This is a genomic window from Bradyrhizobium sp. 186, assembly GCF_023101685.1.
Classification (GTDB): domain Bacteria; phylum Pseudomonadota; class Alphaproteobacteria; order Rhizobiales; family Xanthobacteraceae; genus Bradyrhizobium.
This window is the reverse complement of the sequence record NZ_CP082164.1, coordinates 8484287-8502943: the sequence shown is the minus strand read 5'-3', so window position 1 is coordinate 8502943 and position 18657 is coordinate 8484287. Positions and strand designations below refer to the sequence as shown.

Annotated in this window: 11 protein-coding genes and 1 pseudogene; 7 read left to right on the top strand and 5 right to left on the bottom strand. The window is 58.6% G+C overall.

Annotated features, from left to right (window positions below; genetic code table 11):
* Positions 1-191: 191 nt before the first annotated feature.
* The 5 genes and pseudogenes from IVB18_RS40665 to IVB18_RS40645 form a co-directional block, all read right to left on the bottom strand.
* Positions 192-1541: an MFS transporter gene (locus IVB18_RS40665; RefSeq protein WP_247520334.1), complete on the bottom strand. Its 1350-nt coding sequence runs from the start codon at positions 1539-1541 to the stop codon at positions 192-194.
* A gap of 984 nt (positions 1542-2525) precedes the next feature.
* Positions 2526-4352, bottom strand: coding sequence for a glutamine--fructose-6-phosphate transaminase (isomerizing) (glmS, locus tag IVB18_RS40660; protein ID WP_247985813.1), 1827 nt, complete (start codon positions 4350-4352; stop codon positions 2526-2528).
* Between the two features lie 219 nt (positions 4353-4571).
* Positions 4572-5549: pseudogene (locus tag IVB18_RS40655) on the bottom strand (GDP-L-fucose synthase).
* Positions 5530-6615, bottom strand: a complete 1086-nt coding sequence (gene gmd / locus IVB18_RS40650) for a GDP-mannose 4,6-dehydratase (RefSeq protein WP_247985812.1) — start codon at positions 6613-6615, stop codon at positions 5530-5532. Before gmd ends, IVB18_RS40655 begins: the two are co-directional and overlap by 20 nt.
* A gap of 724 nt (positions 6616-7339) precedes the next feature.
* A protein-coding gene (locus IVB18_RS40645) for an IS630 family transposase (protein WP_247985811.1) occupies positions 7340-8279 on the bottom strand; the annotation gives its coding sequence in 2 pieces (ribosomal slippage) (positions 7340-7931 and positions 7930-8279; 942 coding nt in all).
* 1065 nt (positions 8280-9344) lie between these two features.
* Here IVB18_RS40645 and IVB18_RS40640 point away from each other — a divergent pair.
* The 7 genes from IVB18_RS40640 to IVB18_RS40610 all read left to right on the top strand — a co-directional run bounded on the left by IVB18_RS40640 (position 9345) and on the right by IVB18_RS40610 (position 18158).
* The gene (locus tag IVB18_RS40640) at positions 9345-9590 is read left to right on the top strand and encodes a hypothetical protein (RefSeq protein ID WP_247985810.1); all 246 of its coding nucleotides are present in this window, start codon (positions 9345-9347) and stop codon (positions 9588-9590) included.
* A gap of 3038 nt (positions 9591-12628) precedes the next feature.
* Positions 12629-13048: a hypothetical protein gene (locus IVB18_RS40635; RefSeq protein ID WP_247985809.1), complete on the top strand. Its 420-nt coding sequence runs from the start codon at positions 12629-12631 to the stop codon at positions 13046-13048.
* Positions 13049-13637: 589 nt separating this feature from the next.
* Positions 13638-14621, top strand: coding sequence for a biotin synthase BioB (gene bioB, locus IVB18_RS40630; protein WP_247985808.1), 984 nt, complete (start codon positions 13638-13640; stop codon positions 14619-14621).
* A 51-nt stretch (positions 14622-14672) separates the two neighbouring features.
* Positions 14673-15026 (top strand): aspartate 1-decarboxylase, encoded by a 354-nt coding sequence (gene panD, locus IVB18_RS40625; protein ID WP_247985807.1) that lies wholly within the window; start codon positions 14673-14675, stop codon positions 15024-15026.
* Positions 15027-15112: 86 nt separating this feature from the next.
* Positions 15113-16267 (top strand): 8-amino-7-oxononanoate synthase, encoded by a 1155-nt coding sequence (locus tag IVB18_RS40620; protein ID WP_247985806.1) that lies wholly within the window; start codon positions 15113-15115, stop codon positions 16265-16267.
* Positions 16264-16896: a dethiobiotin synthase gene (gene bioD, locus IVB18_RS40615; RefSeq protein WP_247985805.1), complete on the top strand. Its 633-nt coding sequence runs from the start codon at positions 16264-16266 to the stop codon at positions 16894-16896. The genes IVB18_RS40620 and bioD overlap by 4 nt, the downstream gene beginning before the upstream one ends.
* Positions 16893-18158 (top strand): adenosylmethionine--8-amino-7-oxononanoate transaminase, encoded by a 1266-nt coding sequence (locus IVB18_RS40610; RefSeq protein WP_247985804.1) that lies wholly within the window; start codon positions 16893-16895, stop codon positions 18156-18158. The genes bioD and IVB18_RS40610 overlap by 4 nt, the downstream gene beginning before the upstream one ends.
* Positions 18159-18657 lie beyond the last annotated feature (499 nt).

The window sequence follows — 18657 nt, the reverse complement described above, 5'->3', positions numbered from 1 at the left end:
TCGAGCGTGGCGGTAGTGCTCAGCCATTCCCGGTCAACATCAGCGACGGCTCGTCCCGATACTGCTCGATATTGCATAGGAAGAGCCGCGACCCGCAGAGTGGCACGCGGACCACCGTGAGATCACCGCAAGGACCGCCACGCACCCCGTTCAGTTCAGTCTTGGACGTGAAGGTCCCCGTGGGCGCGCTGCTAATGCGTGGTAAATTGCGCGCTTACGGCCCGGTTAGACCGCTCGGGTCGCGACAGCTTCGCAACTCTCTTGGTGTTTCCTGGATAAATCGTGAGTGCGGCGATAATGCCGAGCAAAGCTGCAAACATCAACCAGAAACCCGGTGAAGCCTTGTCGTCGGTTCGATCAATCAGCCAAGTCGATGCGAGCGGCGTAAAGGTGCCAAAGAGAGCTGCGGCGAGTGCGAAGGCCAAAGAAAAGCAGGTTGTGCGAACGTGCTTCGGCACGATTTCGACCAGAGCGCCCAACATGGCGCCGCTATAGGTGCCAAAGTAGAACGAGAACATCATCTCCACTACCAGCATCTTGCCAAAGCTTGGGTCGGTCACAAGCCAAGACAACGCCGGATATACAGTCACCAAGGCAAGGCCGGCAATGGTCAGCAAGACCGGCTTCCGACCGATTCTGTCAGAAATCGCGCCGCCAATTGGGTTCCAGATGAAGTTCGTCACGGCGACCAAAAGCGTCACCAAGAGCGTGTTCTGCGAGGACAGCTGCAATACGTGCTTGCCGAACGTAGGCGTGTACACTGTGACGAAATAGAAGGTCGTGGTCGTCAGCATCGCGATCATCATGCCGAGAATGACAATGCGCCAGTTCGCAACTGTGGAGGCAAAGACTTCGCGGGCCGTTGGGTGGGTCTTCATGACCAGAAACTCCGGAGTTTCCTCCAGCGTCCGGCGCAGGAAGAAGATAAGCGGAACGATCAAGCAGCCAAGGAAGAATGGGATCCGCCAGCCCCAGGCGGCAACCATTTCGGCCGGAAGTGCTTCGCTCAAAAAATATCCGATAAGAGCCGCGACAAAGATCGCAACCTGCTGGCTCGAGGACTGAAACGATGTGTAAAAGCCGCGGTTGCCCGGAGTGGCAATCTCGGAGAGGTAGACGGAAACGCCGCCAACCTCAACGCCGGCAGAAAAGCCTTGCAACAGCCGTCCGAACAGCACGATGGCGGGTGCGGCAATGCCGATTGTTGCATAGCCGGGACAAAAGGCGATGATGACGGTGCCAATAGCCATGATCGAAAGCGTGATGATCAGGCCTTGCCGACGGCCAATCTGGTCAATATAGGCTCCAAGCACAATCGCGCCAACAGGTCGCATCAAGGCCCCCAGCCAGAACACACCGAAGGTGTTAAGCAGTGAAGCGGTTTCGCTTCCTGATGGAAAGAACGCGTTTCCGATGGCACTGGCGTAGAACCCGAACAAGAAGAAGTCGAACTGCTCGAGGAAGTTGCCGCTCGTCGCACGTAAGATGGCGCCAATGCGCGATTTGGCATTTGACGCATGCGCGATGGACGCTGGTGACATGGCGAGTTTCCTCTCGGTTTGAAATGGCCGGTTCCGGAGAAAATCTCACGCCAGCCGAGTGCAGTTTCATGGCCGCGAATCTGCCATCAGGGCGCTATCGACCAACCCGTAAGCGCCTGACGTTTCCGGCATATTTTCGGCAATTGCCGCAAACTCGCACAGTTTTTCGGGCGTTATTCCGCTCGCGCCGCTGGAGTGACTGTCAAGCTACTGAAACCTCGGGCAATTCTCGGTGACAAGGTTGTTGTCTGTGGCGTGGCCGAATTTCTCATTGAGCGCACCGACATGCAATGAAAAGGAAGGGCGAGATGCATGGCATACGAGCGGCAGGGAAGAGCTCCGTGAGATTGTCGTGCTAGAACAGCTCGCGAGCCTGCGATTGGGGCCGAGGTGCGTTAGCATCTCACACGATGTCCAGCGATTTGGCCTCGATATTGCTCAAGTTAACCTGAGGTTTGACGGAAAAGATTTGGTAAGCGTGCTGGCGATCGAGCCCGTCCGATAGCGCCGATCGCCATGCTCGGCAAGTGCCACGTTGTCCTTCGAAGCGAGGCGCGCCTCGTACTTCAGGGGCGCTGCGGTCCGAATGCGGTCCAAAACCCGCGCTGAGGGGGAGGAACATAGCGGGCCTCCTCAGCGATAACGGGCATTCGTTTGGATCAATCGAACAGGTTCATCTGGCTTCCACGCCGTATGAAAAACCTGGATGTTCGTCACGAATTATGACCAGGTCCAAGCAATCGGAATGCCGTGATAAGCCATACGCGACTCCTTGCTTGCCGGAGGCAACGCCATGCCAGCCTCGCAACCTGATTGGCCGTAGATTTTGCACATGAGTTTCAGCCTCCGTAAGGGCTATGAACCGGCACAAACCATGCGGTGGCATCGGGCCAGGAGCCGGGCGGCACATCGTAATTCGATCTGACCGAGGCTTGTGCGCATTCGGAATCTGACCACGACAATTCCAGGTCGCGTCACCTTGCCTTATTCGACGGTTACCGATTTCGCGAGATTTCGGGGTTGGTCGACGTCCGTGCCCATCAGGATGGCCGTGTGGTAGGCCAGAAGCTGCACCGGAATCGCATAGACAATCGACGTAAATGTCGTGCCCATCTCCGGCAGCACAATCGTCGCGAGTGAATCCATGGATACCTCTGCGGCTCCCCGAGCGTCCGTTATCAAGATAATCTTGCCGCCGCGTGCGGCGACCTCCTGCATGTTCGAGATGGTCTTTTCGAACACCCGGTCGCAGGGAGCAATGACGATTACGGGAACGCTCTCGTCGATCAAGGCGATCGGGCCGTGCTTGAGCTCTCCGGCCGCATAGCCCTCGGCGTGAATATAGGAGATCTCCTTCAGCTTCAGTGCCCCCTCCAGGGCCAGTGGAAACGACGTGCCGCGACCAAGATATAGCACGTCACGCGATTTGGCGATGTCGCGTGCGAGTTTCTCGATCTGCAGCTCGCTGGCAAGCGCCGCTGTAACTAGCCGCGGAATTTCGATCAGCGCTCGCACGAGATCGACCTCGTCGCTCTCCGGCAATTCACCGCGCGCCTTGCCAGCAGCGACCGCAAGCGCCGCCAGGACGACCAGCTGGCATGTGAACGCCTTGGTCGAGGCAACGCCGATTTCAGGTCCGGCGAGTGTCTGCAACACTGTCCGGCTTTCGCGCGCAATGGTCGAACTCAGTACGTTCACGATCGAGAGGGTATGCAGGCCTTGCGATTTGGCATAGCGGAGCGCGGCCAGCGTATCGGCCGTCTCGCCGGACTGCGAGATGAAGATAGCAAGATCTCCCTTGCGCATCGGCGCCTCACGATAGCGAAATTCGGAGGCGACATCGAGCTCGACCGGAATACGAGCCAGCCGCTCGAACCAGTATTTGGCGATATGGCCGGCGTAACCTGCCGTACCGCAAGCCGTGATCGAGATATGTCCGATCTCGTTGAAGTCGAACGGAAGCTCCTGCGGCAGTGCCACGCTCTCGGTGGCGATATCGACGTAATGCGCCAGCGTCTGCCCGATCACCTCTGGCTGTTCGTGGATTTCCTTCGCCATGAAGTGGCGGTAGTTTGCTTTCTCGACGAGAACCGACGACGCGCCAGATTTCATCACCTCCCGGCGGACAATTGTGCCTTGTGCGTCGTAGACCACGCTGAAGTTGCGGTTGAGCACAGCCCAATCGCCGTCCTCAAGGTAGGTGATCAAGCCGGTAAGGGGCGCGAGCGCGATAGCATCCGATCCGAGATACATTTCGCCTTCGCCATGCCCGATCGCGAGCGGTGAGCCCTTGCGCGCACCGATCATGAGGTCGTGTTGACCCTTGAACAGGATTGCAAGCGCAAACGCGCCGACTAGCCGCGGCAGCGACGCTTTTACTGCCTCCTGCGGCGAGCAGCCATCTTTCAGATAAAAGTCGATGAGATGCGTCACCACCTCGGTGTCTGTTTCAGAGGCGAAACAGGCGCCATGCTGTTTTAGCTCCGCTCGCAGCTCGCGGAAATTCTCGATTATGCCGTTATGGACGACTGCAACATTGTCCGTTGCATGCGGATGAGCATTGTGCTCCGTCGGCTTGCCATGAGTAGCCCAGCGCGTGTGCCCAATCCCGACATGGCCTGAGAGCGGATGGCAGCGAACGCGTGTCTCAAGGTTCCTCAGCTTGCCCTCGGCGCGTCGAAGCTCGATATGGTTTCCTTTGAGCGTTCCAATGCCCGCTGAGTCATAGCCGCGATATTCCAGTCGCTTCAGTGAATCGATGAGACGATCCGCGACCGGACCGCGCCCCAAGATGCCGACAATTCCGCACATTTAATCAGTTTACCTCAAGTTCAAAACAGAGCGTCCCGCAAGGCGCGCCTGACCAATTCGCTCGCTATAGTTATCGGCCAGTCTAGCCGTGCCTGCCCTCCATCGGGCACGCGGCACCCGGAGGTGCGCGAGCTCCAAGCAACACGTGGAGTCCTGTCGAATTCGTTGGAAGATCCTAAAGCAACTTTCTGGCAATCGCACAATGAGCGCCCTCAGCAGTTAGCAGCTGCATGAGTCTCTCGTTTTGTCCGATGTACCCGATACCGCCAAGAAGGCCTGGTAGGTCTGCCGCATTCCATCTACAAGCCATGTCCTCGCGCGCCAGCCGAGGCTTGCGAGATGGCTGACGTCGAGCAGCTTGCGCGGCGTGCCGTCGGGGCGCGAGGTGTCGAAGGCGATCTCGCCGCTGTAGCCGACGACCTCGGCGACGACTCGGGCGAACTCGGCGATGGTGATGTCCTCGCCTGTGCCGATATTGATCAGCTCCGGTCCCGAATAGCTCTTCATCAGGTGCACGCAGGCATCCGCCATGTCGTCAACATAAAGGAACTCGCGCCGTGGCGTGCCGGTGCCCCACACGGCGACACTCCTTGCGCCCGCGACCTTCGCCTCGTGGAAGCGGCGATCAGCGCGGCAACGACATGGCTCAGTTCGGGATGATAATTGTCGCCGCGGCCATAGAGATTGGTCGGCATCACGCTGATGAAGTCGCTGCCATACTGGCTGCGATAGGCTTCCGCCATCTTGATGCCGGCGATCTTGGCGATCGCATAGGGCTCGTTGGTCGGCTCGAGCGGGCCTGATAGCACCGAATCCTCGCGCAGCGGCTGTGCGGCCAGCTTCGGATAGATGCAGGACGAGCCCAAAAACATCAGCTTTTCGGCACCGTTTTGATGCCGCGGCCTGGATCACGTTCACGGCAATCGCGATGTTGTCGTAGATGAACTCGGCGCGCAGCGTGTTGTTGGCAACGATGCCGCCGACTTTTGCGGCGGCGAGGAAGATCACTTGCGGCCGCGTTTTCGCGAACCAGTCGAACACGGCTGCCTGGTTGCAGAGATCGATCTCGCGCCGGTCGACCGTGACGAGCTGCACGTCTTCCCGCGCGAGCCGGCGCACCAGCGCGCTGCCGACCATGCCGCGATGACCTGCGACGTAGACGCTTTTGCCCTTCAGCTCAAACGGTGCGTTTGCCATGGGCCGCCTCCCGTTTTGCTTCCGCCAGATCGCTTGCCATCATCTCCTCGACGAGCTGGGCAAAGCTGCGCTTCGGCTTCCAGCCGAGCAGCTGTTGCGCCTTGCTGGCGTCGCCGACGAGGAGATCGACTTCAGTCGGACGGAAATAGGTCGGGTCGATCTTCACCACCGTCTTGCCGCTCTTGGCATCGATGCCGGTCTCGGCGACGCCGGCGCCGCGCCATTCGATGCGGCGGCCAATCTGCGCAAAGGACAGCTCGACCATCTCGCGCACCGAGCGCATCTCACCGGTCGCCAGCACGAAATCGTCGGGCTTGTCGGCCTGGAGGATCATGTGCATGCCCTCGACATAATCCCTGGCATGGCCCCAGTCGCGCTTGGCCGAGAGATTGCCGAGATAGAGCGTCTGTTCGAGCCCGACCTCGATACGCGCAACGCCGCGCGTGACCTTGCGGGTGACGAAGGTCTCGCCGCGGATCGGGCTCTCATGGTTGAACAGGATGCCGTTACTGGCGAACATGCCGTAGGCTTCGCGGTAGTTCACCGTGATCCAGTAGCCGTAGAGCTTCGCCACGCCGTAGGGTGAACGCGGATAGAACGGCGTGGTCTCCTTCTGCGGGATCTCCTGGACGAGGCCGTAGAGCTCGGAGGTCGAGGCCTGGTAGAACCGGGTCTCCTTCTCCATGCCGAGGATGCGGATCGCCTCGAGCAGCCGCAGTACGCCGATCCCATCGGCATTGGCGGTGTATTCCGGGCTCTCGAAACTGACGGCGACGTGGCTCTGGGCTGCGAGATTGTAGATCTCGGTCGGCCGGATCTGCTGCACCAGGCGGATCAGATTGGTCGAATCCGTCATGTCGCCGTAATGCATCAGGAACGGCACGTCGCCGACATGCGGGTCCTGGTAGAGATGGTCCACGCGTGCGGTGTTGAACGAGGACGAGCGCCGCTTGATGCCGTGCACGACATAGCCGAGCGCCAGCAGGTGCTCGGCGAGGTAGGCGCCGTCCTGGCCCGTCACGCCGGTGATCAGAGCGACCCGCCGCTTGCTCTCTTGGTTTGACAAATCGTTGCTCTGCGCAGGCTAATGTCGGTCCCCGATCGACGACGTCAATCGCGTCTGGCCTCTTCGAATGCGGAAGCGTCACGCTCTCGAACTGCCGAGTTCTGGACTCTGTATAGGCATTGCATCAATCGCTCAACTGTACGGAGGTAACCTTCCACATCGAAAGGGTTTTGAAGGACTATACGAAAGTTTGTAGTCCGGAAGATTTCGTTCAGCCTTCGTCAGGCGTTTCTCTATTGGGTGGGTGCGACTAATGAAATTGCGGCGCAGATGGGAGGTAAGCAGACCCGTTTGGCCGAGAAGCGTTCCACAGTCCCTGCGTGGTCAACTCGCGCGTTGAGCCAGCGAGTTTCCCTCATTTCGTGTCCTTGCCTAAGAGTTTTCCAGTCTTGCTGTTCATCCAGTGCAACCGCGAGCAAGCCGGGCAAACAAAGCATTGAAATTCGTTCTCTGTCGCGCAGTACTTATCATCCCTGGACAATCATGTTGGTGATCTGGCAAGCAAAAGTGAAGGCGCGCATATTGACTCTGTGCTGTTTGAGTTCACAGAAAAACGCTGCATGAATGAGGCCGGTGCTATATGGGACCTCAAGGGGATTATCGCGACGATCAGTGTCGCCATGTGCTCCGGACGACGAATTCAGTAGCGAAAAGCATCTGGCGGTTCATTGCTCGCGAGTGGCCACGGAATCAACAACAATGGTGCGTCTAGAGCATTTTCCACTTAATGCGAAGCATATCCGGAATTGCGGAAGTAGTTGGCGCATTCGCCTGGCGGAAAAATGTTGAGCAGAATGGCAATTCTGTTCCAGAGGCGCTCCACAGATCGTTCTGCGGCCTTTCGTAGCGCGGCTTTGAGTTTGGCAAAAAGCTGTTCGATCGGATTGAAGTCCGGCGAATAGGGCGGCAGATAGAGCAGGCTTGCGCCGGCGGCCTCGATCGCTTTGCGTATCGCGGGCAGCTTGTGGGAGCTTAGATTGTCCATCACGACAATGTCGCCTGGTTTGAGGGTCGGCACCAGGATTTGCTCGACATAGGCGAGGAAAGCATCGCCGTTCATTGGGCCGTCGATGACGCACGGGGCGGTGAGCGCGTTTGTGCGCAGCCCCGCGACAAAGGTCGTGGTTTTCCAGTGGCCATGTGGGACTTTACTGACCAGCCGCTCGCCGCGCGGCGCCCGACCGCGCAGTCGCACCATGTTGGTTGAGGTGCCGGTTTCGTCGATGAAGACCAGGCGATCGGGATCAAGCTTGGGTTGATTTTCAGCCCATGCCGTCCGCGCTGCGGCGACGTCAGGCCGATCCTGCTCCGCCGCGCGCAGGCGTTTTTTTGAAGCTGATTCCGTGGCGGTCGAAGAACCGCCAGACCGAACCAAGCCCAGCCTTATGTTGATGCTCCGCCAGTAGACGGCGCTGGATCTCCTCCAGTGTCAGGTCGGGTTCCTGCTTCACCAACCCAAGTAACCACTCCTCGTGCTTCCTCAGCGGAGAACGGCTCTGGCCCTTGTTGGTTTTGGCTTCAAAGCTTCCGGTCTCCCGCCAGCGTTTGGCCCAGCGGATCGCCGTCGAATCTCCAATAACAAATTGGCGGGCAGCAGCCCGCGCCGCCGCACCGCCCTCAACTACCTGGATCACTCGAACTCGCAGATCGTTCGAATATCCCATCGCAGCCTCCTCAGCTTGGGAAGGCTATCGAATCTTATTCGCAGCCCGAGGGGAATCCCCTCGATTCACAGAATGTGGAAAACGCTCTAGCGCGCGGACGATATGGCTCAGAAGGTCAGTGCTCGGTTCGGCGACCATTCCGCCGGGGGTTTTTCCGCGCTCGCAAGCATGTCTTTGGACCGGCGGTACTATGACCAGGCAAAGCCCGCACGTGCGTGAACAAGCCGCCTGGAGCACATGCCGGTACCATTGAAACTGGCGGTTTGCTGGTCCCGAGCGCCCCTTCTCTTATCGATGCCCGCGGCAAAGTCCCGATTCTTGAGCAAGCTTTCTGGGGACCAGCCTGAGCTGACGGATCAACTGTGTTCTACCTCAATTATCACATTTGATTTGCAGCGCCTCGGCAGAAAGAAGTCGGATGAGCTTCTCGTGGAGCGGTCGACCCGGGCCTTTAAACCACGTGCCCCCCGCTCGAATGCGCCGCAAGCAGCGTAAGCTTTAGAGGCGCGTCCTCGAAATGGATCGCCGGCTTATCGGGTTCGAACGCGGCGTTGCGCTCAATCAAGGTGCCGAGATCAATCTTCAGTCGCTCGCGGGTCTAAACTTCCACATCATTTCTGTTCCAACGCGCTCACATGAGCTTCTCAATACTCGTTCGTCAGGTCTTGATGGGCCTCATTGCATGGATAGGCGTTCGGCCCTGGGGCAATCGTCAGGCCTGAACGTCGAGCAGATCCAGCTCGCGGATCTATCGGCAGCTCTCTTGCCGCCGCGTTGACCGCTGCCCATGCCTAGCAATTGCGCGCGCTCGTCTCGGATTACTGTTGGTCATCTAGTCTGCTTTCCGTCAACGACGCTGCGTCCGTCCGACCATGGCATGACGTGCATTCGGGAATGGTGATAAGCGCACCATGATGACAGCTTTTGGCAAGGTCCGGTCACAACGGGTTCGCCGCACATATACGCGGTTCCAGGATCGCCATTCTTAAAGCCAACAATGGCCCGGCATTGGCCCTCACAGTGATCGACGAGCAAGACCCTGTTGGATCCATCGGGTCCTCTCACATGACCGCTCCGGGATACCGCATCAATCTCGCGGCGGCTGGTTTTGCCCGCAAACGTATTTCGAAGCCTCCAAAGTTGGATTGGTCCTTCTTACATGCGGGCGATCTTGTCTTCATACGGCTCGGCGATCTGCGTGGACAGGACAGAAACAGCGTTCTTCGCAGTGAGCGCGATCCTCAGCCGCTTTGGCAGAAGACCTCTCATCGCAAGCGATCGTCCTGCTCCGCTTTAGCACAGGAATTCTGAAGCGACCGAACATTGGTGCTCCCTAGCTGGGCACTCTACAATCTGACGCAACGTACGGTTCAATCCCCCCTGCGGGCTTATCGCGTGAATATGTCGAACTCGTATTCGTTCGCCAGGAGCCAGCCGCAAGGCGAGGAGGGCGGGAGGCGCTTCACCAAGGCAGTTGGCTTTCGGTATTCGTCGTCTGCGGAACGCGCAGCTCGAGTGCGCGCATAGCTACGCCCAGCTGTGAGGCTGCTCGTCGCTGGCCACGAGTGACCAAGCGAATCCCTCAAGTTTACTTGAAATGTGTGGATAGGAGCTGCCTCGGCGCCTGAATCAATCGTCCATGGCTAGAATGCTCTCTCGAATCTGCGCGAATTGGCTTTGGCTATCCAGCCGAGCTCTCCCGCTGTCACCATCATAATGGGGCTGCTTCCCGGGACTTGTCGGTGCCGCGGCGGCTGAGCAGAATAGGAAACGAGATCAATCGGCAGCGCGTTAGTCTGGTCAATGAGCCAAACTCCCGTCAAGGCACCCAACAGTGACTTCGCCGTTCTAGATAACTTTGAACTATGGACCTCGAAAGGCGCCGTCAGGTGCAGGCCACACCGGGTTGATCATCGCGGGTTCGATACTTGTGGGAAGATTTGCCGGGCTTCATACGTTGGAAGCCCGCGCCTAAGCGGTACTCAGTCCTGGTCCCGTTGAGAGCATCGCACTTGGGTCCAGATTGGCGCGTTTGCTACAATCGTTGTTGGTATCAAAGAGTTGCTATGGCGACTGCAATTCCAGATCGGCCGGGGGAAAGACGGCGGTTTTGCAGGCAATCAAATGGCTGTTGGAACGAGCGGCGCAGTTGGTCATGCTCTCTGATGGGCGGGCGGGGCCTCGTAGCGGCGCCGATCGACGTTCCTCCCATTCATCTTGAGGCGCGAGCGATTGTTAGGCCGGCATTCTCCAGCGCATCCAAAATCCTGTCAGCAACCGCCCGCGGATCGCGCTCGTCCTCTATGCTAACGTTACAGGCCAAGGTAGCTGCGATGATCGCGTGCGCTGTTTTGCGCTGGAGGCAATCGTACTCGGCATACTCACCGCAAGTATTGCAGTTGATCACTGGTCGGCCGCTCCAGGGATCGTGCATTGCAACCTCGCACCAGTTATCTGTGTGACATTTCGGGCAGAGCATAGATCGAGATTTCCTTGTGGTCTGACCTCGCGCGCTCCATGGCCTTCAGTTGAACGACTGCTTGGTAGCCAAAGCTGCAGAAGTCATTGCTACTCCGGAGGCCGTGTTGCCGGTCTTTGGATACGAAAAACATGATGGAGGCGGCGACGGAGGCAATCCGGGCACCCGAAGGGGGCTCCGGCATGAGCGACCACGCATCTCTGGCGAGAATGCTGGCAACCGTGTATGCCTACAGCTACCTGTTTCGGCGTGAGCAAGCTATTGCAGGTTCGCCGCGGCCGCATCACGGCTACGTAAGATGAGTATGGCCTCCAACTTCCATTCCACTCTGAGCTGCGAGGCCCCGATCTCCGGACGGCGACCTCTGCGTGAGCAATCTATCAAATCGGGCAATCGCCACGCGACGATGCTGCTCCGATCTTAGCATCCGGTTCTCCTGCAGCCTGGCTTCATCGCGACACGTTGCAATGATTCGCCGAGGCGGCCTCACTGCGGCGTCCGGGACAGCGCGGGCGTTCTGCAATCTGGGCGCCAAATGACACACTCAAAATTGTGTCGCCCGGAAGCTGTTGTACGGCCAAGCACGCTCGCCAGCTGTAAGAAGACCCTACAATCTGACGCTACGTACGATTCAAGCCCAAATGTCGAGAGTCGCGCATTTCGCGCGCCTCGCCGCGCTTGCTGCGAGCGGCTTGTCGCATCTCAGACATTAACAGAGCGGTCGGCAGATAACGGGGCAAATGAGGTGCTTTTGCGAAAGCCAGCCTACGGGATCTTACGTAGGGCATGTGTCGCATTTTCTTGATCTAAAAATTGCATCGTCTTCCGCATGACGCAAAAAAAGCTGTTCTCAGACGCCAAACATTGGCGAGGCCGTGCTGAAGCGACGCGAAGAAAAGCGGAGTCGCTCGAGGACGACACATCCAGATGCAGGCTCCTCAAGGTCGCTGAGGAATATGATAAACTGGCTCGCCTCGCGGAGGGGCGGCAAAGAAATGAGATTGACGGGCAGTTCTGATCGCCACCGGAGCGGACGGTTGCACCGATCGTCACGCGTTGTGACCGCGGCGCGGGTGTGTCTCCGTTGGAGCTCACAGCCCGCTAGGGCTGAACTGCGAAACTGTGTCATGCGGTAAGCCCAATGAGCGAGGCTGCTGAACGAGTGCGGTCCGCGCGTCCGAGCCTCTGACCATGAATCCATTTTGAGTCACAGTGGCCGGCCACATAGATGACGCATTGACGGTGTCTCAGGCGGCAAGCCGGCTAACCGCTAGACATGAGAAGGAATGAGATGAAGGCCCATCGTCAGATCGTCGAATTAAAAGCCTCTCGCTCGATGAACTGGCGAGGCATTGGCGTCGCTTTGCATCATGTGCTGAAGCCAGCGACGTTTGTTTGGGTGACAAAGTAGCCGGTTCGCCGGATCATGCCACGCGAATTGGCTTCCGCCGCCATTTTGGCTGTGAGGCGTTTCAGTCGAATTCTGGCATCTTGCACCAAGCACGGTTAGCTCAACGTCATACGTTGCGGACCTGTTTAGGCGAAGAGGCGAGCAGAAGCTCCTGCTGGGCACGGCTTGCCAAGACAAGCCATCGTAGATGTCTGCACAGATTGTCTGCATGAGGCCAAGTTCGCAACGAAGGCGCGAATGACGAGAAAATTGAAGAGATCAGATGTCGAAAGACAAACCCAAGAGAACTCCCCGGTGAACGATGCGGACAGAACCGATATTCTTCATCCAAGTGAGTTCGGTGCAGATGATCAGCAGTAGTTGGGGCTGCCCATGCCGGGGTACCAGCCGTTCGATGTACGAGTCGGACAACACGAGTGGTTCCGGATGCAACTCTATCGGCCAAAAGAAGGAGGACGCATGAGGAAGCAAACTGTAGAAAGACTCGAAGCGGGGCGCGTCCGCGAGGGCCGATACGCCACCGCACCGGGGTCTGGTCCTTCCGGTCTCTTCTTCGTGCAAGGGCCTTGTGGCTGCCAACTCAAGATCATCGGCCTCGTCCGTCCGGGATGGGAGCATGTCTCTGTGTCGACGCCACGGCGATCTCCAAACTGGGAGGAGATGTGCCTCGCCAAAGATATGTTTTGGGATGAAGAGGAATGCGTGATGCAGCTTCATCCTCCTCATTCGCAGTATGTGAACAATAGTCGCTATTGCCTGCATCTCTGGAGGCCGACCCGTCAGGTCATTCCGACGCCTCCGGCAGCCTTCGTGGGCATCGTCGGGCTCGGGCCATCTGAAGCGGCAATTCTGTTTGCACAGATGAGTGCGACGTCTTAGCGGATCTCGCCGCGTATATGCCAAGTCGGGCGGCGGCGACGTAATCGAGAGTCCAGTGGAGTTGCTCACCACAATCAGGGGCGACGAGCGCAGCGGCGAGCGAGCCTAGGTGGCCACAGGCCCGCCAAGGGCGCGCGGGCCACCACTCTGCGCCCCAGAGCCCAACCCGCTGCGCTTCTGAAGGCGGCGGGAGGCAACACTCGCAGAGTCGGCTGGTCCGGACTACCGTTTATTTTGCGGAATGTGACGCGCATAACCACACCATCGAGGAATCGGCCAGGTGAGCAGATCCGTCGATCCGTTATACACGGCCCGCGGCCAAATACATTTGTATCAGGAGAGGCTCCAACGGGGCGCAACTACCGTACGCATCGGCTAGTTGCCTGAGTGAGGCGCGTCGAGGAGCGTTGTTGCGCTTGCCTCGATCCTGCGAGGAAATCCTGCATGAGGGGCGGCTATTAGCCTGATATGAGCGCCATGCCCGCGCAACTCGGCGATATTTCTCGTCAATACCGGGCAAGAGTGTTGCTTTGCGGAGCTACGCACGACGGTGTCGTCTGTATGATCGAGCGAAAATCTTGGGGGGGCTGTGGAAGTCGAAGGCAATAGCGGCCGCAACGGCGCGTCGGTCCGCCGCGACTGGGAACGTGCCGAGGCGGAAGGGGTTTACGCGCAGCCGTTTGCCGAGCTCCTATTTCAGGCCCAGACCGTTCATCGCGGCAATTTCGACCCAAACCACGTCGAAACCGCAAGCCTGCTCAGCATCAAGACCGGCGGCTGTCCTGAAGACTGCGCCTACTGTGCACAGAGCGTGCATTACGACACTGGCCTGAAGCCGACCCGCTTGATGGATCGCGCTGATGTGGTCGCCGCCGCGCAGCGCGCCAAGGCGGCCGGGGCGAGTCGCTTCTGCATGGCCGCGGCGTGGCGCAGTCCAAAGGACCGCGACCTCGGTCAGGTCTGCGACATGATTGCCGCCGTTAAACGTGTTGGCATGGAGACGTGCGTAACGCTCGGCATGCTCACGCCAAAGCAAGCCGCACGGCTCGCCGACGCCGGCCTCGACTTCTACAATCATAACGTGGACACTTCGCCGGAGTTCTACCGCAGCATCATCACTACCCGGACCTTGCAAGATCGGATCGACACTCTTACACGCGTGCGCGAGGTGGGGGTCAAAGTCTGCTGCGGCGGCATTATTGGCATGGGTGAGCACGTCGATGACCGTCTCGGCATGCTGGTACTGCTCGCCAATCTTCCCAACCATCCGGAAAGTGTACCGATCAACCTGTGGAACGAGGTGAATGGCGTGCCGGTGAAGGTCACGGCGGAGCGTCCCGATCCGATTGCACTGGTGCGCCTGGTGGCGACCGCGCGGATCATGATGCCCAAGAGCGTCGTACGGTTGGCCGCCGGGCGCCAGTACATGACTGATGAACTCCAAGCCCTATGCTTCTTGGCGGGTGCGAATTCCATCTTTGTCGGCGATGTGTTGCTGACTACCAAAAACCCGCGACTTGACCGTGATGCAAGTTTGCTAGCCCGGCTCGGCATTACGTCTGGACTCGCTTAAGCCATCAGAACAATAGGCGTGCTGCGCGCAAGCCATCAGCGTAGGTAAGAAATGCAGATTGTCTTGATGAAGGGAAAGATTCATTGCGCCTCGGTAACTGAATCCGACCTTCACTATGAAGGCTCGATCTCGATTGATCGCGCACTGCTGGACGCGGCCGGTATCCTGATCAACGAACGCGTCGAACTCTACAACCTCGAGACGGGGGCACGCTTTGCAACGTTTGTGACAGAAGCGCCACAAGGGTCCGGCACGGTAGACGTGAACGGTGCGGCGGCGCGACTGGCGATGCCCGGAGATAAGATAAGTATCGTTGCATACGCCTCACTTGACGAGGCGGATGCAAGAATCTTCAGGCCGCGCATTGTGCTGGTTGATCGAGAAAATCGCATCGTGCCGGTTTGAATCCAACAAGCTAACCGCCGTAAGACCCTGTCCTTGGCGGCCAGTTGGGAGTTTTGCGGCGCCCATCCTTGCTCAGCGAGTGAAGAATGAATTCCATCATTGCGGGTAAAGTTGCCAGCTATGCGGCAGGCTTAGATGCGCTTAAAGACGACGACCGCCTGCGGAGTCTCAGGCCGCGCACCGGGATTGACTTTTCATCCAACGATTATCTGGCCCTGGCGAGCGCGCCGCGCATGAAAAAAGCCATCGTCACCGCGCTCGAAGCCGGTACTCCGATCGGAGCCGGCGGATCACGGCTTCTGCGCGGCAACTGCGAGGAGCACGAATGCCTCGAAGCAGCAGCGGCGCGGTTCTTCGGCGCGCAGACCGCGCTCTTCTTCGGCGGTGGTTATGTCGCAAATTTTGCGGTGCTGACAACGTTGCCGCAACGGGACGACCTGCTCGTCCTTGATTCCCTGGTTCACGCCAGCATTCACGAAGGAGCACGAGCTGGCCGAGCCGCGTTTCGAATCAGCGCCCATAACGACCCGCAGGTTATCGAAAGCGCAATTTGCGACTGGCGTGCCGCGGGCGGAGCGGGGCAGGTCTGGATCGTAGTCGAGAGCCTCTACAGCATGGACGGCGATTTCGCACCGCTTGAAGACCTGCTCGCGATCGCGGACCGGCACGATGCGTTCTTGGTTGTGGACGAAGCTCATTCCACCGGCGTTTACGGCGAGCAGGGGCGAGGGCTCACAGCGCCCTATGAAGGACGCGAAAATCTCCTGGTTATTCATACCTGCGGCAAGGCGCTGGGAGCTGCCGGCGCGCTTGTCACCGCCTCTGGCGTGCTGCGCGACTTCATAATCAATCGCTGTCGCCCGTTTATCTTCGCGACCGCCCCTTCGCCGTTAATGGCGGTGGCCGTACGGGAGGCTCTGTTGATCCTGCAGGAGGAGCCGGAGCGCCAACAGCGGCTGGCGAAGCTTGTCGCGTTCACGCATCGGGAGATGGTTGCGCGAGGCGAGAGAAGTCCTTCGAACTCGCAGATCCTGCCCTATATCGTTGGCGAGAATGCCCGCGCCATGAGGCTAGCGTCCGCGCTACAGGCTCGCGGATTTGACATCCGAGGAATCAGACCGCCAACGGTGCCGGCCGGCACGGCCCGTTTACGAATTTCACTGACGCTCAACGTGGGAGAGGATGAGGTGCGTGCGATGCTCGATGCCCTCGCTGAGGAGACGAGGGGCGGATCTCGATGAGTCAGCGGATCGTGGTGACCGGCACAGATACAGGAATCGGCAAAACTGTCTTTTCGGCAGGCCTTGCCCATCTTCTCAGCGCGAATTATTGGAAACCAATTCAGGCCGGTGTTGAAGGAGAGACCGATAGCCAGCAGGTCGTACGACTGAGCGGTCTTCCGGCCGATCGGATCGTTCCGGAGCGTTACCGCCTTAAAACGCCCGCTTCCCCGCATCATGCCGCCGAAATAGACGGAATTCGCATCGACCCCGATTCGCTCGTCCTGCCGCATACCGGGGAGCGACCGCTCGTCATCGAAGGCGCTGGCGGGCTGATGGTGCCGCTGAATTCTAGTGCACTCTACATCGACATCTTCGAGCGGTGGCGACTTCCCGTCGTGCTTTGCGCGCGCACGCTACTCGGGACCATCAATCACTCCCTGCTCTCAATAGAGGCCTTGCGAAAGCGCCAGATCGACATTCTTGGGATCGCATTCATCGGGGAAAGAAATTCTGAGACTGAGAGCGCAATTTGTGACATCGCGCGGGTGCGTTGGTTAGGACGGCTGCCCTGGATTTCTCCTTTGACGCCAGAGAGCCTACAGGCTGTCTTCAAAGGCTCGTTTATTCCCGGCGATTTCACGCCATGAAGCCAAACAAGACGTGGCCAATTTGGCATCCATTCACGCAGCATGCTCTTCACAACGAGATGACCAAGGTTGTGCGTGGCGATGGTGCTTATCTCTACACTGCGGATGATCATCGAATCATAGATGCAATCTCATCCTGGTGGGTCGTCACTCACGGCCATTGCCATCCGCAGATCGTGAGCGCGATTCAGGAACAGGCCGGCAAGCTGAACCAAATCATTTTCGCCGGCTACACGCATGATCCGGCCGAGGAGGTCGCTCGGCTCCTTTTGAAACTCACACCCCGAGGCTTGGACCACGTGTTCTACTCGGACAGTGGCTCAGCCAGCGTGGAAGTCGCCTTGAAGATGGCACTCGGTTATTGGCACAATATAGGCGAACAGCGAACACGCATCGTTGTCATGCAGCACTCCTATCACGGGGACACGTTCGGCGCGATGTCAGTTGGTGCCCGCGGTGTCTTCAACGCGGCGTACGGACCTCTCCTGTTCGACGTGACCTCAATCCCGTTCCCTGCGTGCGGTCGTGAGCGGGCGACGCTCGATGCGCTTGAGTCAGCATGTCGGAACGAAAATCCCGCAGCCTTTATTGTCGAACCTCTGGTGTTAGGGGCAGGCGGAATGCTGATGTACCCAGCTTGGGTGCTAAGAGAGATGAAGCGGATCTGCGAGGCGTCGGACGTTCTGTTCATTGCCGATGAGGTCATGACGGGCTGGGGCCGCACCGGAACAATCTTCGCCTGTGAGCAGGCCAATGTTGTGCCAGATATAGCGTGCTATTCGAAGGGTCTCACGGGAGGGGCGCTGCCGCTCGCGGTGACACTCTGCCGGGCAGAGATTTTCGATGCCCATTATTCAAAAGACCGTACGCGCACATTCTTTCACTCGAGTTCGTATACGGCAAATCCGGTGGCCTGTGCCGCCGCCAAAGCTAACCTGGATCTGTGGAAAGACCAGGAATGTCACCGGCGCATCGCTGCGGTCGCAACCATGCAAGAGCAGGCAATTGAAGGATTCCGCGCCGATCCGCGCTTTGCAAACGTTCGCCGTAGCGGCACCATCACAGCACTCGATCTGAAGACGAGAGATACCGGCTATCTCGCAGGCGTCGGCCCGAGGCTTCACGCCTTCTTTAAAGACCGCAATCTCTTGCTGCGTCCACTCGGTAATACGATTTATGTGATGCCGCCATATTGTGTTACAGCAGGAGACCTGGACGAAATATATGCCGGCATCTGTGACGCTGCCGATGCGCTGGCTTGAAGACGCGCGCGGCAGCGCAAGATCAAGGATTCTGAGCTGTCGTCGGCTTCCCGAACGACTTGAGAGAGCCTTGCCATAGACGCCTACGAAATGGATGATTGTTACCTCGCATCTGCAATGTGGGTGCTGCCGGCCGGGCACCGGTCCACAGTGTCATTGCGCGTCCGGTTTGAGTCCGATCGCGTCATCGCCATTGGTTGCGTGTTCACTGTGTGGATGCCTGCGCGAATTTGGTACAAAGTCATGAAGTTATGCGTCCATTGGTGACGGCCTGTTGCGGAAGTTCCGCCGTTATTTCGATTAGAAGAGATTGCCTGGACGGCAGGTCTTATCAAGCGTCTACGGACGCGAAGATGCTGGACACGTCATCCGCATTCCGGAGTTTGCGGCAGCCGTGCGAGCGCTGGTACATCTTTCCTATCTCCCTCGCCTGGATCGCGGTCGTTTGCGGAGCCTGCAGTCCGCCGAAGCCGCGGCTCTAAGCGCCATAGCCCATCCT

Coding starts and splice junctions, on each gene's coding strand:
- IVB18_RS40610 (WP_247985804.1), top strand. CDS start 16,893: ATGAAGCCAAACAAGACGTGGCCAATTTGGCATCCATTCACGCAGCAT.
- IVB18_RS40665 (WP_247520334.1), bottom strand. CDS start 1,541: ATGTCACCAGCGTCCATCGCGCATGCGTCAAATGCCAAATCGCGCATT.
- IVB18_RS40635 (WP_247985809.1), top strand. CDS start 12,629: ATGAGGAAGCAAACTGTAGAAAGACTCGAAGCGGGGCGCGTCCGCGAG.
- bioD (WP_247985805.1), top strand. CDS start 16,264: ATGAGTCAGCGGATCGTGGTGACCGGCACAGATACAGGAATCGGCAAA.
- IVB18_RS40640 (WP_247985810.1), top strand. CDS start 9,345: ATGACCGCTCCGGGATACCGCATCAATCTCGCGGCGGCTGGTTTTGCC.
- IVB18_RS40620 (WP_247985806.1), top strand. CDS start 15,113: ATGAATTCCATCATTGCGGGTAAAGTTGCCAGCTATGCGGCAGGCTTA.
- panD (WP_247985807.1), top strand. CDS start 14,673: ATGCAGATTGTCTTGATGAAGGGAAAGATTCATTGCGCCTCGGTAACT.
- glmS (WP_247985813.1), bottom strand. CDS start 4,352: ATGTGCGGAATTGTCGGCATCTTGGGGCGCGGTCCGGTCGCGGATCGT.